This window comes from uncultured Nitrosomonas sp. (genome assembly GCF_902826915.1).
In the GTDB taxonomy this organism is placed as follows: domain Bacteria; phylum Pseudomonadota; class Gammaproteobacteria; order Burkholderiales; family Nitrosomonadaceae; genus Nitrosomonas.
Map to the genome: position 1 here is coordinate 23,718 of NZ_CADEGP010000020.1, position 15,927 is coordinate 39,644.

Here is a 15,927-nt window from a genome sequence, read left to right on the forward strand (position 1 = left end):
AACCGGATGCTATAATGTTGCCCCCGCCGCAAGGACTAATAGCTTATATATTTGAGGAATAATTTATGTCTCGCCCGATTCGCAATATCGCAATCATCGCTCACGTTGACCATGGTAAAACCACTATGGTTGATAAACTTCTGCACCAAGCCGGCACCTTTGCCGCACATCAGCAAATTTCCGAGCGCGTGATGGACTCTAACGATATTGAGCGTGAGCGCGGTATTACCATTCTAGCCAAAAATTGTGCTATTGACTACGAAGATATTCATATCAACATCGTCGACACCCCTGGCCATGCGGACTTTGGCGGCGAGGTCGAGCGTGTGTTGTCAATGGTCGACGGTGTATTGTTGCTCGTTGATGCTGTTGAAGGACCGATGCCACAAACCCGTTTTGTCACCAAAAAAGCACTCGCGCTGGGTTTACGCCCGATTGTCGTAGTCAATAAGATTGATCGGCCTGGAGCACGCGCCGGCTGGGTGGTAGATCAAACATTTGATCTGTTCGATAAATTGGGTGCCAGTGAAGAACAACTTGATTTTCCTATTATTTATGCTTCGGCATTAAATGGCTTTGCCACCTTGGATATTGATAAGCCGAGCACCGACATGCGTCCGTTGTTCGACACTATCCTCAAATACGTACCTGCTCCTGTAGGTAATCCTGATGAACCACTGCAACTACAAATCAGCGCGCTAGATTATTCCAGTTTTGTCGGCCGCATTGGCATTGGCCGCATTCACCGCGGCAAACTGAAACCCGGTCAGGAGGTTATGGTGTTGACAGGAGACAAACCACCGAAAAAAGCAAAAGTCAATCAGGTGCTCGGCTTCCGTGGTTTGGAGCGGATACAAATGAAAGAAGCGTTGGCCGGCGATATCGTACTGATTAACGGCGTGGAAGAACTCAGCATCGGCACTACGCTGGCCGATGTCGACCAACCGGAAGCACTGCCAATCCTCGCTGTGGACGAACCCACCCTAACTATGACATTCCAAGTCAACACCTCGCCATTTGCCGGGCAGGAAGGAAAATTCGTCACCAGCCGCCAGTTGCGCGAGCGTCTGGAAAAAGAACTGTTGATCAATGTTGCCCTGAGGATGGAGGACACCAATGAAACCGACTCGTTCCTGATTTCAGGGCGCGGTGAACTACACCTGACTATTCTGCTGGAAAATATGCGCCGCGAAGGTTACGAACTCGCTGTCTCTCGTCCGCATGTTGTGATTCGTGAGATTGACGGCGTTAAATGCGAACCGTTTGAAATGCTCACCGTTGATGTAGATGAAGCAAATCAAGGCGCAGTAATGGAAGCTTTGGGCTCGCGCCGCGGCGATTTACAAGATATGGTATCAGATGCTAAAGGACGTGTGCGGCTAGACTATCGTATCCCTGCACGCGGCTTGATCGGCTTTCAATCCGAATTCATGACCATGACACGCGGCACCGGCTTGATGAGCCATGTATTTGACGAATTCGCGCCAATGCGCCAGGAAATTCCACCACGCAGAAACGGTGTGCTGATTTCCGCTGAACAAGGAGAAGCAGTTGCGTATGCTCTATGGAAACTACAAGATCGCGGCCGCATGTTTGTCAGCCCAGGCGACCGCCTTTACGAAGGCATGGTGATCGGCATTCACTCCCGTGACAATGATCTGGTGGTCAACCCAATCAAAGGCAAGCAATTAACTAATATTCGCGCTTCCGGAACCGATGAAGCGGTCACGTTAATTCCACCGATTCAACTTACCCTGGAATCAGCGATTGAATTCATTGCCGATGATGAACTGGTAGAAATTACGCCGAAAACGATTCGGATTCGTAAGCGTCATCTACTGGAACATGAGCGTAAACGCGCATCCCGCGTTGCGGCGTAAACACCCAAAAAAACCACCAAATTTTAGAAGCGGGTGACATCCATCACTCGCTGTATTCTTATGGCAAAGTCACAGAAATAAAAACACCAGCATGATCGGATACGCTTGCTTGATCTGGATCAACCAAGGTGTTAAATACCACTCGGCTTTCACGTAAATTCTTTTCCTGATTCATAAAAATGTAGTCAATGCGCCTGGCAGGTCCGCCTGCATCCAATGTCGAAACGCCTACGGTACAATGCGCATCAGCTTGTTTAGTATTTGTACATAAATTATCCAGCGATCTATTCTGCGCATAAGCATCAATAAAGCCGGCATTGACAATCCTGTCATAGAAAGGCCGCTCCACAAAGGGATCTACGCGAAAGCGGTCGATATTGAAATCGCCGCCAAGAATTGCAAAATTACCACTCGGAAAAGATGTTTCTAATTCACTGATGAATGGCAACATAACGTTTAACTGGGTATCCAGCTGATCTGCTGTACATGCGGCGCAAAGATGTGTGTTATAAATATTCAGTTTACTGGTATTTGGGATATTAATGCGCGTCATCATCACATTTCTTGGCAATTTGATATCATGCCCGCGAAAATTCAATTCAGTCGCATGCGGCAAGCGCTTAGTCGTCCTGAAATCAATTTCACAACGACTCAGTATCGCATTAGCCACGCCTATGACACCCGGTAATCCGATTTCAAAAGACGTGTACAAATCATAATTATGCTTGCGAGCGAGGAGCTTTTTCTGCAAATCTTCTGCGCTATTTTCAGTATGAGCTAATGTGCCTCCAACCACTTCTTGAAGCAGAATAACATCGACCGGGGTTTTCTCCGCAAATTCCGCAACCGCTTCCAAACGCTGTTCACGTGTTTCAATTTCTTTGAACAGAAGATTAACAGACAAGACGTTAAGATGGCCACGGCTAGTAACATCGTCACATTGCACCCGTGGTTCTTCACCGCCGCCACCGCTCTTGGCACAACTGGACAACACAGTAACACTAAAAATTATGAAGAAAAGTAGGTTTTTCATGATTTAATTTCTTGATAACACTGCAAACAGGCTTTTCATTTCATACTTTTTCACTACTAGAATCAATCTAAATGTCAATATTCGTCGCACGTAGCGCATTCTTCTCAATAAATGCACGGCGTGGCTCAACCACATCACCCATCAACGTGGTAAAAATTTCATCGGTCAATATACTATCTTCAATCTGCGCACGTAACAGGCGGCGATTTTCCGGATCCATTGTGGTTTCCCACAACTGACTTGGATTCATTTCTCCCAAGCCTTTATAACGCTGCACGTTCAAACCTTTTTTCGCTTCCTCCAGCAACCATTCCAATGCGTATTTGAATTCACTAACAACCTGCTTACGCTCGCCACGTCGGATATAAGCGCCTTGACTCAGCAAACCTTCAAATACCTGTGCGGTTTTCTGGATTTGCGCATAGTCGCCGCTCTCGACAAAATCATTATCCAGATAGCTAGTCAACACATTACCATGTGACATACGCATAATTTTGAGTCGATAACGTTCATGCACATCATCGTATTCCGCGACGATTTCAACATCTTTGACACGCGCAGCCAGACGGGATGCGCTGTCGATTGCCGTTTGTTCGTTGTGCAAATCAACATCTGGCTGACGTAGCAACGCATGCATCACGTTACTGTCGATCATTTGACTCATGCGCTCAATAACCGCTTCTGCAAGAATGTATTCGTTGGCAATTCTTTCCAGCGTTTCTCCGCTCAAAAACGATTTTTCTTCACCGGTACTTAGCTCTGCGTCAGTCAACGCGAGGCTTAGCATATGTTGTTTTAATTCGTGATCATCTTTGACATAGCGTTCTTTTTTACCCTGTTTGATTTTATACAATGGTGGTTGCGCAATATAAATGTGGCCACGTTCGATCAGTTCGGGCATTTGCCGGTAAAAGAAGGTTAGTAATAGTGTGCGAATATGCGAGCCATCCACGTCCGCATCAGTCATGATAATAATGCGGTGATAACGTAATTTATCCGGGTTGTATTCATCCTTACCGAAGCCTGTTCCCAGTGCAGTGATTAGAGAAATGATTTCCTGCGACGAAATCAGCTTGTCAAAACGCGCTTTTTCGACATTCAGGATTTTACCCTTGAGCGGCATGATCGCTTGAAACTTGCGGTCACGTCCCTGTTTAGCGGAACCACCGGCAGAATCACCCTCGACCAGATAAAGTTCGCACAGCGCTGGATTTTTCTCCTGGCAATCAGCCAGTTTTCCAGGTAATCCCATGCTGTCGAGCACGCCTTTGCGACGCGTCAGTTCGCGCGCTTTACGTGCAGCTTCGCGAGCTCGGGCAGAATCGATAATTTTATTACATATAGTTTTGGCATCCAGCGGGTTTTCAAGCAGAAACTCAGACAGCTTTTGTGCTACCACTTCTTCCACCACAGGGCGTACTTCCGACGAAACTAATTTTTCCTTGGTTTGCGACGAAAATTTAGGCTCAAACAGTTTTACCGATAATACGCACGATAAGCCTTCACGCATATCATCACCGGAAGTTTCAACCTTGGCTTTTTTGGCCAGCTCATTTTTTTCAATGTAATTGTTAAGTGTGCGTGTCATTGCAGCACGTAAACCTGTCAAATGAGTGCCGCCATCTTTTTGCGGAATATTGTTGGTATAGCATAGTACTTGCTCGCTATAACTGTCATTCCACTGCATCGACACTTCGACGGCAATATTATCCTTGACACCAGTCGCATAGAAAATACTGGGGTGCAGCACAGACTTACTGCGATTGATATATTCAACAAAGTTTCTGATGCCGCCGGTAAAAGCGAATTTTTCATCTTTACCAGTGCGTTGATCAACTAGATGAATTTTTACGCCATTGTTGAGAAAGGAAAGCTCACGTAAACGCTTGGCAAAAATATCATAATGATATTCAACGTTGCCAAAAATTTCCTTGCTAGCGAGAAAATGTACTTCCGTACCATGTCGTTCGCTTTCTCCGGTTATTTCCAGTGGTTTTATTGGGACACCCATACGAAATTCCATCTGGTGCATTTTACTGTCACGCCTGATAGTGAGTTTCAACCATTCCGATAATGCATTGACTACCGATACGCCAACTCCATGCAAGCCACCGGAAACTTTGTATGAATTGTCATCAAATTTTCCTCCGGCGTGTAATTCCGTCATAACGATTTCTGCTGCGGAACGCTTCATTTCATCATCCTGTTTGATCCCGGTAGGGATACCTCGACCGTTATCCAACACACTGACTGAATTATCCGGATGAATCGTGACGGTTATTTCGTCGCAATGACCAGCTAATGCTTCATCGATAGCATTATCGACCACTTCAAACACCATGTGATGCAGGCCTGTGCCATCGCTGGTGTCGCCGATATACATGCCGGGACGTTTACGTACGGCATCCAAGCCTTTGAGTATTTTGATGCTTTCAGAATCATAATCAGTTGGATTTTCTTTCGGTACATGGGGATTTTGATTACTCATTAGCTAGGATACTTTATGAAAGTTACAGAAAATGATTTAATGGTCGCGGTTTTTATTGATTCTGGCATGGTTATTATTAAATCCTCATTGGCATTACAATGTATTTAAATATTTCATTTCCAGGTATTGTCATTAAAACACTACTATTGGCATTTTCAAACGCGCATTGCACGTTTTCACTCGTAACATTGTTTAATAAATCCATCAAATAGGTAATGTTCAGACTGATATCCACCGGGTCTTCTTGATAGCTGATTTCCAGCTCTTCTTCAGCTTCTTCCTGTTCATTATTCTTGCAGATAATGCGTAGATTATTTTTATCGACGATTAAACGCACACCGCGAAATTTATCACTTTGATTCGATAGAATGGAAACCCGCTGCAAAGCTTGCAAAAAGATGAGTCGATTAATTTCAAATAGTTTGTTGTTTCTAGTTGGAATAACCCGATTGTAATCCGGAAACTTTCCGTCAATAACTTTAGAGATCAGAATTATATCTGAAAAAGAAAACCTGACTTTATTTTGGAAATATTCTATCTTGATCGAGTTTTCGCTGTCATCGAGTAATTTGGATAGCTCAAAGACTGCTTTGCGCGGAAGAATAACTTCTTGCTTTTTCTGCGCCTTATCTAAACTTGTTGAAACATAAGCAAGGCGATGACCATCAGTACCAACGCTGATGAGTTGCTTACCGTCGATCAACAGCAAAAGTCCATTTAAATAATAGCGGATATCCTGTTGAGCTACCGCAAACTGAACCAGATGTAGGAGATTCTTGAATTCTTTTTGCCTGAGTGTAATAACGCTGTCCGATTCCGGTTCTTCGGTTACTTCGGGAAAGTCTTCTGCAGGAAGAATTTGTAGACTGAATGCGCTTTTACCGGATTTAACCTGTAAATGGTCATCTTTTCGTATTAACGTTACTTCGGTATCGGATGAAAGCGAACGCAAAATATCCTGAAGCTTTTTAGCAGACACTGTAAAAGCAAAATCTTTTTCAGGGGAAAGGTTTTCAGCAGCCTCTGTTTTGATTTGTATTTCAAGATCAGAGGTCAAAAAAGAAGTCTTTTCTTGATTTTGCTTAATCAGAACATTTGATAGGATGGGTAACGTTTGTCGACGCTCTACAATGCCAGTTACAGTTTGTAGTGGTTTTAACAACATGTCTCGGTTGGTTTTTATTAAAAGCATTGCATTAATATAAAAATGATATTAAAAATAGTAATAATTAGATAATGCCTTTCATACTTCTGTATAGTTTTTTGCTTCCTATTAATTTCAACAAGATAGCATCACTTTTTTGTCTGTATGATTAAGGTATGGTGACTGGATAAATTGTGGATAAAAACAGCAGATTTTTATCATAGGCAGTTATACACAATTTACTAAACAGTTATCAACCTCTTAAAATGAGTATTAAAGCGTTAAAATCCCGGCTTACAAGGGGATCAGAAACACGTAATTCGTTAATTTTGCGGTAGCCGTGTAATACGGTCGTATGGTCTCTACCGCCAAAAGCTTCGCCAATATCAGGTAGACTTAGTGAAGTCAACTCCTTGGCAATGGCCATTGCCATTTGCCTTGGTCTCGCAACGACACGTGAACGTTTTTTTGAATACATTTCAGAAACTTTGATCTTATAGTAGTCAGCAACGGTTTTTTGAATATTTTCAATTGAAATTTGACGGCTTTGTACCGCAAGCAAATCTTTTAATGCCTCTTTCGCCAGATCAAGTGTTATGTCCTGATTGACAAAACGTGAGAAAGCCAACACGCGTTTCAATGCACCCTCCAACTCACGTACATTTGAACGGATATGTTTGGCGATAAAAAAAGCGACATTTTCATCCAATCGGATTTTTTCTATTTCAGCTTTTTTCAAAAGAATCGCGACTCGCATTTCCAGTTCAGGGGGTTCCACCGCTACGGTTAATCCCCAGCCAAAGCGCGAAACCAGACGTTCTTCCAGACCGGTAATTTCTTTGGGGTAAGTGTCGCAAGTGATGATGACTTGCTTATGTGTTTCAATGAGAGCATTAAACGCGTAGAAAAATTCTTCCTGAGTACGATTCTTTCCACCAAAAAATTGCACGTCATCAACCAGTAATAGGTCTAATGAATGGTAGTAAAGTTTGAACTTGTCAAAAGCTTTGTGTTGATAAGCACTGACAACATCGGAGACGTATTTTTCTGCATGAACATAGCGAATCTTTGCACTTTTGTTGTTTTCTTGCACGTAATTACCGATTGCTTGAATTAAATGTGTTTTTCCAAGACCTACACCGCCATAGATAAACAGCGGGTTATAGGCAATCCCTGGAGATTCTGCTACCTGAATGGCTCCGGCTCGTGCTAATTGATTCGCTTTTCCGGTTATAAAGCTATCAAAGGTGAAGTTAGGATTTAATCCATTGAGATTTTTTTTAGTAGGATGGTGAACAGTTTTAGATTCCGGTTTAGTTTCATTGGAGCTAGGTATGGAGTTTGATAACTGATTCAATGCATTATTTTTAATTCCTGTTTGATCAGCAAGTTTCAGATGAAATTGGATATTTTTGTCAAAGTAGGTTTTGGCCATGCTTTCTATGTGCGCGATAAAGTTATCTGTGACCCATTGCGATACAAAGCGATTAGGTGCGATCAATACAACTTTATTATCATTATTTAATGCAAGATCAATCTCCAAGGGTTTGATCCAGGTGTTAAATTGTTGCGCATTGAGTTCTTTTTGAAAATGATCCAGGCAGGATAACCAAAAAGTGTTCAGTGATTGCATCATTTTTTGTTCTTTATTTGTCTGGTTTGAAAAAACAGTCATCATGCTATATTCGTTACAAAAAACCTGATGTTAGATTTCTAGGTTATCGATCAATCGTGTGTTATCAAGCCAAGCTGCGCCTAAAACGACTAAATCTTGATCTGATGCCTGCGCAAATAAAAGTGTGCTGCGTTTATGGATACTGATGTAATCAACTTTCCAGCTGTGCTGTTGCAGGTTGTCGACAGCATTTTGCTGCAATTTTTGAAAATCTTTACAACCGGAACTAATTTCTTGTTTGATCTGTAAAAGCGATTGGTAAAGCCCGCAAGCTTTCGCACGTTGTGCTTCATTTAAATACTGATTGCGTGAGCTTAATGCTAAACCATCCGGCGCTCGAATAGTTTCACTCGCAATAATTTCTATGGGTAAATTTAATTGTCGTACCATTCTACGCACTATATGCAACTGCTGATAATCCTTTTTGCCGAACACAGCGAGGTCAGGTTGTATAATATTGAATAATTTCAATACAATCGTTGCAACACCACGAAAAAATCCTGGTCTAAATTCCCCTTCCAAGATATCTGCTACAGGGGGTAATGCTAACAAGAATTCTTGTGGAGTTGGGAAAAGAATTTTTTCATTAGGCGCAAAAACTATCTTGACATTTTGTGCCGACAGCGCCCTGCAATCTTCTTTGAATGTTCGAGGGTAACGTTCGAAATCCTCATGGGGCTGAAATTGTAATCGGTTGACAAAAATACTGACAACAATGCAATCGGATAATTGATTGGCTTGATCAATCAGAGCAAGATGCCCTGCGTGTAAATTACCCATCGTTGGAACGAAAGCAATTCTTTGCTCTCGACGAAGATGTTCACGTAACACCGAGATATCGGTAATTATTTTCACGCGATACTCTTCAGTTAAAATTGATGTTCAGTACTTGGAAATTGCCCTGTTTTAACTGCAGCAACATAATTTTCCACCGCTGCTTGGATACTTTGAGCATCCGCCATAAAATCTTTGATGAAGCGTGGTTTTTTTCCTTGAAATAAACCCAACATATCGTGTAATACTAGAACTTGTCCAGAGCAATTATTGCCCGCGCCAATGCCGATGGTAGGAATGGAAAGTGTTTGGGTGATTTTTTTAGCCAGTTTCGCCGGTATGAGTTCCATTACCAGCATATTTGCACCAGATTTTTCTAGACTTTTTGCATCATCCAAAATTAGCTTGGCGGATTTTTCTGAATTACCTTGTAATTTATAGCCGCCCAACTGGTGGATGGATTGCGGCGTCAAGCCGATATGCGCGCAAACGGGTATGCCGCGTTGGCTCAAAAACTGAATGGTATCAGTCATGATGTGACCACCTTCGATTTTCACCATGTGAGCACCCGCAGCAATAATTTTGCAGGCATTCTTAAAAGCTTGCTCTGGCGATGTCTGATAAGTGCCGAAGGGCATATCGGTGATAATGAGCGCCTTGTCAGTGCCCTGTGCAACGCAACGAGTGTGGTAAATCATATCATCAAGTGTGACTGATAATGTGGTGTTTTCACCCTGCAAAACATTTCCTAATGAATCACCAACTAGCAGCACATCTACGCCTGAGTTTTCCAGAATGGTTGCGAAAGTTGCATCGTAACAGGTCAGAACAGCGATTTTCTCATTGTTCTCAACCATTTTTTGCAGTGTCGTGAGTGACGTTCTCATACTCTATTTCAATAGTGGCAAATAGTTTTGTGACAAAATCTGATTCAGATTATAAGATTTTATCCATTGATTTTTAGTAATTTTTGATCTTTACATGCGGCAAGTAATGGCGCAATGTGACCGTATCCTGGAATCTGACAATCTGGAGCAATTTCTATCAAGGGCTGTAGTACAAATGCGCGTTGGGTCATACGTGGATGCGGTATGGTCAGTTCGCCATCTTGATACCGGAGTGTATCATATAGCAAAATATCGAGATCCAGAGTCCGTGGTGCGTTTAACGATTCACGTAAGCGACCTTGCTTATGTTCGATAGCCAGTAACGCAGCCAGTAAATCCGATGGTGCGAGCTCAGTTTTAATCTGTGCTACTGCATTGATAAAATCAGGTTGATCCAGCCGCCCGATCGGAGCACTTTGATATAAAGACGAGCGTTTTATTAGATGAGTACCAGGAAGCTGCTCCAATTCATCAAAAGCCTGTTGTACCTGAAAAACTGGGATTTCCAGATTACTTCCTAAAGCGATAAAAGCCAATCCTTTACTTATTAACATGAAATGTACAATTAAGTGTCTGGGTTGTCTATCGAGTTTTCGGAGGTGATAACAGAATTGGGCGATGGTTTTTTATGGCTACGCTTTCTTCGCCCTTTTTTGATGGTTGTTTGCTTGGGTAGCATTTTTTCTCGTTCGGGATTATCTGCGGATAGAAAGGTTTTCCACCATTCTCCGAATTCAATGCTGAGTTCACCGCTTTCACAGCGTAACAGCATAAAATCATAGGCGGCGCGGAAACGTGGATGTGCAAGCAAACGGAAAGGCTTGCGCCCGACACGGGCTTCGAATCGCGGTTGCATTGCCCATATTTCTTGTATTACTGCATCAAAACGGCGTGGAACCGCCAATTTTTTATGTTGTAGCGAAAGAATATGATCCATTGCTTTAAATAAAGCAGGCAATGGTTTTTCCCCGGATGCTTGGAGTGAATTCCAGTATGCTAGCACTTCATGCCATAACAATATAGCAAAAAGAAATCCGGGTGAGACCGGTTTGTTCTGTCTGACTCGTTCATCTGTGTTTTTCAGTGCAATAGTGATAAAACGCTCACCTAAAGGCTGTTCCAGGATCACATCAAGCATAGGTAAAAGGCCATGATGCAAGCCGCGCGCGCGCAGTTCAACAACACAAGTCAAGGCATGTCCGGACAATAGCAATTTCAGCATTTCATCAAACAGGCGAGACGGTGGCACATTTTGCAGTAAAGGTGCCAGATCGCCAATCGGCTTAGCAGTTTCTGTATCAATCTGCATATCCAGTTTTGCTGCTAAGCGAACCGCTCGTAACAAGCGTACTGGATCTTCCCGGAAACGTTGTACCGGATCGCCGATAATGCGCATTTTTTTGGCTTTAATATCGTCGTAGCCGTTCAGGTAATCTAAAATTTCTTCCTTAGCGGGATCGTAGAACAACGCGTTGACGGTAAAGTCACGGCGCTTCGCGTCTTCTTCCTGACTACCAAAGACATTGTCATGCAACAAGCGGCCATGCTGGTCGATCGATTGGATCGACGCAGGACCGTCATCATTCGATGACGGTCCTCGAAAAGTAGATACTTCCACGGTTTCAGCGCCGCACATCACATGTACCAGGCGAAAGCGTCGCCCTATAATGCGCGAGCGGCGAAAAATTTTGTGAATTTCTTCAGGTGTCGCATCGGTTGCAACATCGAAATCTTTCGGCACCAATCCCAATAACAAATCACGTACCGCGCCCCCGACGAGATAAGCCGAAAAACCAGCCTGTTGCAAATTGAGGGCGGTTTTTAATGCACATGGGGTGATCTGGTGACGTCGGATTCCATGGTGTTTGCTAGAAATAATACTCAGCTTTACGAGCGATTCGGAAGCAGTTGCTTTGCGGCTGAATACCTTGCTAAGAAATTTACGGATCATTGCGATGATTGAAAGTATTCAATGCTAATTGATTAAGTTAACGAATAACCGTTTTATATGAAGCGTGTCATCTAAAATTGATGAAGCTGGCCGATAAGCCGGGTTCTGTCGTGGACAGTCATTCCTCTAGTTGCACAGTTACCTGTGCACTCAAGCAACCTACCCGCAGGCTCCGCGAGCCACATCATTGCCTGCCTATTTGGTCTTGCTCCGGATGGAGGTTACCGCGTTTCACCGTAACTGAATACGCTCGTCTCTGTGGCCCTGTTCCTCACCTCACGGTGGACGGCCGTTAGCCGTCATCCTGCTCTGTGGAGCCCGGACTTTCCTCCCCTTGAGTTCAAAAATAGAACACCAAGCGGCGACTGTCTGTCCAGCTTCGTCGACTATTCTATCATTTGCAAAAATGATCGGTTGGAGAAATAATTTATCAGTGACTGTCGTGCTTGTCTTAAAAATCACCTAATTTGATATTTATTGCAAAGCATGTTTCCATGTTCAACCTGATTTGTTTTTCCAGTAGATCGTTACTCTTCTATCACAACCGATTAAATTTATGAGATTGAAATCCTTGTCCAGCTTAAAACTGTTTTTTTTCATCTTCTTGTGTATTTTGTTTTCCGACAGTGCTTACTCAAAAACACAGCCATCGACTATTAAAGCGATTGACGCCGCACGTACAGCAGTCGATCGTAGCAAAATGGAAGAAACACAACGGCAAGCAGCTATTAATCATCTTGATACAGCACAGGCTGACGAGCAGGAAGCTGAAGTATTGAAAGAGCGTCTGGCTGCAATACGTGCTGAGACTGTAGATCAGCCGGCGCGAGTGGAGCGTTTGAACAAAGCATTGGCTACCAATCATGAGCAGGAATTGCTCGAATGGTCCAAGCGTATCCCGGCAGATGCTGATGGAGAAACACTAGAACAGATTTTGGAACAAGAGCGCACTATCATCACCGATCTGCGTGCGCAGATCGATACCGCTGGTACTGATCTGGCTCTGATCTTATCACGTCCGGCTCAAGCCGCTGATGAAATCGCTACATTGCGCCAGCGCATCGAAGAATTATCAGCGCCGGTAGCTGCACAAAAAGACGAACCTGCCGCTTTGTTTGAAGCACGACGCTTGCATCGTCTCAGCGAGCAACATCGACTGCAAACAACGTTGGATTTGCGCTTTGTCGAGCAGGATACTGCTACGCAACGTCAGCGTTTACATGAGTTGTCACTACGTGAACTGCGCTATCGGTTGGATTTGCATGAAGAACGTGTAGAGCACCTTCAGAAACGTATTGCCAGCCGTGGCCGGTATGAATTGGAATCATTAATTGAACAATTGATTCAGCGTGAACAAGAGCTGACAGATGGCAATGCTGTAGCGGCAGAAGCCGCTACAGCAAACCGCGAAATGGGTGAGGAACTCATCCAACAGAACGAACAATTAGCACGCAATCGTGTTACTTTGGCCAGCATCGAACAAGCTCGCGAACACATCGCTGTAGCTTTGCGTGACAGTCGTACCCGGCTTGATGTTGGTGGATCCAGTGAACGTGTCGGCCGCTGGTTGTGGAGTGAGCGGCGTCAACTGGAGTCTCTAACTCGCCTTGAATTGCACTTGAAAATGATTCGCAATGATCTGGCTGACTTACGGCTAGAGCGAGTAATGTTAAGCGAACAGCAGCGGCGTTTACTGGATATTGATGCTGTAGCAAGTGCGTTAGTGGAAGCGCACCCGGGAGCGGATGATGATGCGTATGTTGATGTAGTCGCTCAGAATTTATTGTTTCCCTTGTTGCGTAAACGTACCGAACTGTTGGCACTGTTGGAGCCTTTGCTGCAGCGGCGTATTTCGGCGCTGGAAAAGAGTGAGCAAGCGCTGCAGGAGCAAATTCATAATGTCTTGCAGTTGCAGCAAATGCTGGATCGCCATTTGTTATGGATTCCCAGTCATGGCGTTATCAATAGTGATTGGCTGCAACGATTACCAGAAGGATTGTATGATTTGATCAAACCATCGCGATTCATCACTACGATGGAATTAAGCATGCGTAACTTTGATCAACAGCCGCTTCCCTGGATTGGTAGTCTGCTGCTACTGTTGATTTTATTGGAATTAAGGCGTCGTGCGCCAGCCCGGATCGAGGCTCTGGCGGCTGATACCAGTCGCATACGTCAAGATAGCTACACTGCTACGCTTAAAACATTGGGGTGGACTCTATTGGCTATTTTACCTGGACCCGTGATGTTAATTGTATGGGGTCAATTGCTACAAGGCATTGGTAATCCAGAGCGCTTTAGCCATTCCGTGGGTCGGGCCTGTATATTAATGGCACTGCCGCTGTTGATCGTGCAATTGCTTTATTGGACCAGCATGGAGCACGGTCTTGGTCATGCGCATTTTCGCTGGACTAAGCAACGCCGCGCCGCATTGCGTCAGTCGATTCTGGGAATTGCTGTTGTGGTGTTACCATTATATTTCATCGGCTCATTGGCATTTATTCGTCAACTTGACTTGGCGATTGATGTTCAGGCACGTATGGCGATTGTGCTAAGTTGCATAGTGCTAGCTTGGGCGCTTTGGCGTCTATTGAATGTAGGTCGACTTTGGGTCATTCGCGGCGTGACCAACGAACCATCCACTTTGCGCAAGCTATTGCGTGTGCTGCTTCCAATGTCACTATTGGCCGTTGCAATTTTAGCGTTGATGGGTTATGTCTATACGGCGGGTATGATATTGCAGTCAATGCTGGCTAGTTTTAGTGTGATTGTGATAGTTGCAATTGGTTTGGGACTTCTTGCGCGTTGGTTTTTGCTCGGTGAGCGACGCCTGGCACTACATCGATTGGATGAACGCCGCCTAGCAGCAGCTCAAGCTGCCGAAGAAACCGGTGAGGCGATACCCGAGCCAGAGGAAAACATTACCCTGGAACAAGTCAATACCCAGACACGCCGCTTATTACGAGCGCTTCGCTTAACTCTCCTGATGCTGGGCTTGATCTGGGTGTGGGCGGGTATACTGCCAGCGATTACTCGCCTGGATGAGATTGCGCTATGGCATGTCAGTGATATGGGTGCCGATGGTGCTACGATCCAGCAACCAGTCACGTTAATAGCGGTGTTATTGGGTATTTTTATTCTTTTCATGACCACGGTGGGCGCTAGAAACCTGCCGGGATTGATTGAAATTAGTTTGTTATCGCATATCCGTATCGACGCTGCTTCACGTTACGCCATTACTAGCGTGTTGCGTTACGCTATTGTAATCGGTGGTACCCTAGTGGGATTAAGTTATCTGGGCATGCGCTGGTCACAACTGCAGTGGATGGCTGCGGCCTTGACGGTTGGACTTGGTTTCGGCCTACAGGAAATTTTTGCTAATTTTGTCTCCGGCATCATTCTGTTATTTGAGCGGCCATTTCGGGTTGGCGATGTGATCACGGTCGATGGATTCAGCGGCAGGGTCACTCGAATTCGCACTCGTGCAACTACTGTGCTTGATTTCGATAATAAGGAGGTTGTGATTCCCAATAAAACCTTTATCACTGGCCAACTTATCAACTGGACGTTGACCGACCCGACTACCCGTGTTGTCATCCAGGTAGGCGTTGCCTATGGAACGGATGCTAAAAAAGTACGTGGATTGCTGTTGCAAGCCGCCAAAGAAGATGAGCGCGTTCTGGCGGAGCCGGAGCCTACATGTTGGTTTCTTGCTTTTGGCGCAAGCTCGCTTGATTTTGAGTTACGGGTATTCGTTAACACCATAAGTCACAGGCTGGAAGTTCAGGATGCACTCAACTCACGCATTACGGCGTTATTTGCTAAACACAATATTGAGATTGCCTTTCCTCAGCTTGATCTGCATGTGCGTGATTTACCCTCTGATCTAGCCCGAAGCCAGGCTCCCATCACTATAAAGAATGAGGAAGTGAAGTCAGATCAATCGCTTTAATAATCGCGTTTCATATTCAAGAAACACGCAGTAAATTGCTTTAGGACTATGTATGAAAAACAAGGCTTGGTCGCGGATTGTCAATTACTTAGTCGGCCCTGAAAAACCGCATCAATCGCTATCTTAGATCAGCCGCTTCAAAA

The 15,927-nt window shown here is 44.4% G+C and carries 10 protein-coding genes and 1 other RNA gene; 2 read left to right on the forward strand and 9 right to left on the reverse strand.

Translation table 11 applies throughout. The features are described 5' to 3' along the window. Positions 1–65 precede the first annotated feature (65 nt). Positions 66–1,880, forward strand: a complete 1,815-nt coding sequence (gene typA, locus QZV86_RS05375; protein ID WP_295624775.1) for a translational GTPase TypA — start codon at positions 66–68, stop codon at positions 1,878–1,880. A gap of 58 nt (positions 1,881–1,938) precedes the next feature. Here typA and QZV86_RS05380 read toward each other — a convergent pair whose 3' ends face one another. The 9 genes from QZV86_RS05380 to rnpB form a co-directional block, all read right to left on the reverse strand. After that, positions 1,939–2,913, reverse strand: coding sequence for an endonuclease/exonuclease/phosphatase family protein (locus QZV86_RS05380; protein WP_295624777.1), 975 nt, complete (start codon positions 2,911–2,913; stop codon positions 1,939–1,941). Positions 2,914–2,980: 67 nt separating this feature from the next. Beyond that, positions 2,981–5,401, reverse strand: a complete 2,421-nt coding sequence (gyrB, locus tag QZV86_RS05385; RefSeq protein ID WP_295624778.1) for a DNA topoisomerase (ATP-hydrolyzing) subunit B — start codon at positions 5,399–5,401, stop codon at positions 2,981–2,983. 76 nt (positions 5,402–5,477) lie between these two features. Next, on the reverse strand, positions 5,478–6,593 hold the full coding sequence (gene dnaN, locus QZV86_RS05390) for a DNA polymerase III subunit beta (RefSeq protein ID WP_295624780.1): 1,116 nt from the start codon (positions 6,591–6,593) through the stop codon (positions 5,478–5,480). 205 nt (positions 6,594–6,798) lie between these two features. After that, positions 6,799–8,178 (reverse strand): chromosomal replication initiator protein DnaA, encoded by a 1,380-nt coding sequence (gene dnaA, locus QZV86_RS05395; protein WP_295624798.1) that lies wholly within the window; start codon positions 8,176–8,178, stop codon positions 6,799–6,801. A 72-nt stretch (positions 8,179–8,250) separates the two neighbouring features. Then, positions 8,251–9,075 (reverse strand): pantoate--beta-alanine ligase, encoded by an 825-nt coding sequence (gene panC / locus QZV86_RS05400; RefSeq protein WP_295624782.1) that lies wholly within the window; start codon positions 9,073–9,075, stop codon positions 8,251–8,253. Between the two features lie 14 nt (positions 9,076–9,089). Beyond that, positions 9,090–9,881, reverse strand: a complete 792-nt coding sequence (gene panB / locus QZV86_RS05405) for a 3-methyl-2-oxobutanoate hydroxymethyltransferase (RefSeq protein WP_295624786.1) — start codon at positions 9,879–9,881, stop codon at positions 9,090–9,092. A 59-nt stretch (positions 9,882–9,940) separates the two neighbouring features. After that, a complete protein-coding gene (gene folK, locus QZV86_RS05410) occupies positions 9,941–10,435 on the reverse strand; it encodes a 2-amino-4-hydroxy-6-hydroxymethyldihydropteridine diphosphokinase (protein WP_295624789.1) in 495 nt (164 codons plus the stop codon). An 11-nt stretch (positions 10,436–10,446) separates the two neighbouring features. Beyond that, on the reverse strand, positions 10,447–11,832 hold the full coding sequence (gene pcnB / locus QZV86_RS05415; protein WP_295624792.1) for a polynucleotide adenylyltransferase PcnB: 1,386 nt from the start codon (positions 11,830–11,832) through the stop codon (positions 10,447–10,449). A gap of 78 nt (positions 11,833–11,910) precedes the next feature. Beyond that, positions 11,911–12,213: RNase P RNA component class A (gene rnpB / locus QZV86_RS05420), an RNA gene on the reverse strand. 190 nt (positions 12,214–12,403) lie between these two features. On the opposite strand from rnpB, the gene QZV86_RS05425 reads away from it, so the two are divergent. Next, complete coding sequence (locus QZV86_RS05425) at positions 12,404–15,784, forward strand: mechanosensitive ion channel domain-containing protein (RefSeq protein WP_295624794.1); 3,381 nt, start codon at positions 12,404–12,406, stop codon at positions 15,782–15,784. Positions 15,785–15,927 lie beyond the last annotated feature (143 nt).

What these genes read in the sequence shown, in the direction of transcription:
- typA (WP_295624775.1), top strand. Translation starts at nt 66, where the DNA reads ATGTCTCGCCCGATTCGCAATATCGCAATCATCGCTCACGTTGACCAT.
- QZV86_RS05380 (WP_295624777.1), bottom strand. Translation starts at nt 2,913, where the DNA reads ATGAAAAACCTACTTTTCTTCATAATTTTTAGTGTTACTGTGTTGTCC.
- gyrB (WP_295624778.1), bottom strand. Translation starts at nt 5,401, where the DNA reads ATGAGTAATCAAAATCCCCATGTACCGAAAGAAAATCCAACTGATTAT.
- dnaN (WP_295624780.1), bottom strand. Translation starts at nt 6,593, where the DNA reads ATGCTTTTAATAAAAACCAACCGAGACATGTTGTTAAAACCACTACAA.
- dnaA (WP_295624798.1), bottom strand. Translation starts at nt 8,178, where the DNA reads ATGCAATCACTGAACACTTTTTGGTTATCCTGCCTGGATCATTTTCAA.
- panB (WP_295624786.1), bottom strand. Translation starts at nt 9,881, where the DNA reads ATGAGAACGTCACTCACGACACTGCAAAAAATGGTTGAGAACAATGAG.
- folK (WP_295624789.1), bottom strand. Translation starts at nt 10,435, where the DNA reads ATGTTAATAAGTAAAGGATTGGCTTTTATCGCTTTAGGAAGTAATCTG.
- pcnB (WP_295624792.1), bottom strand. Translation starts at nt 11,832, where the DNA reads ATGATCCGTAAATTTCTTAGCAAGGTATTCAGCCGCAAAGCAACTGCT.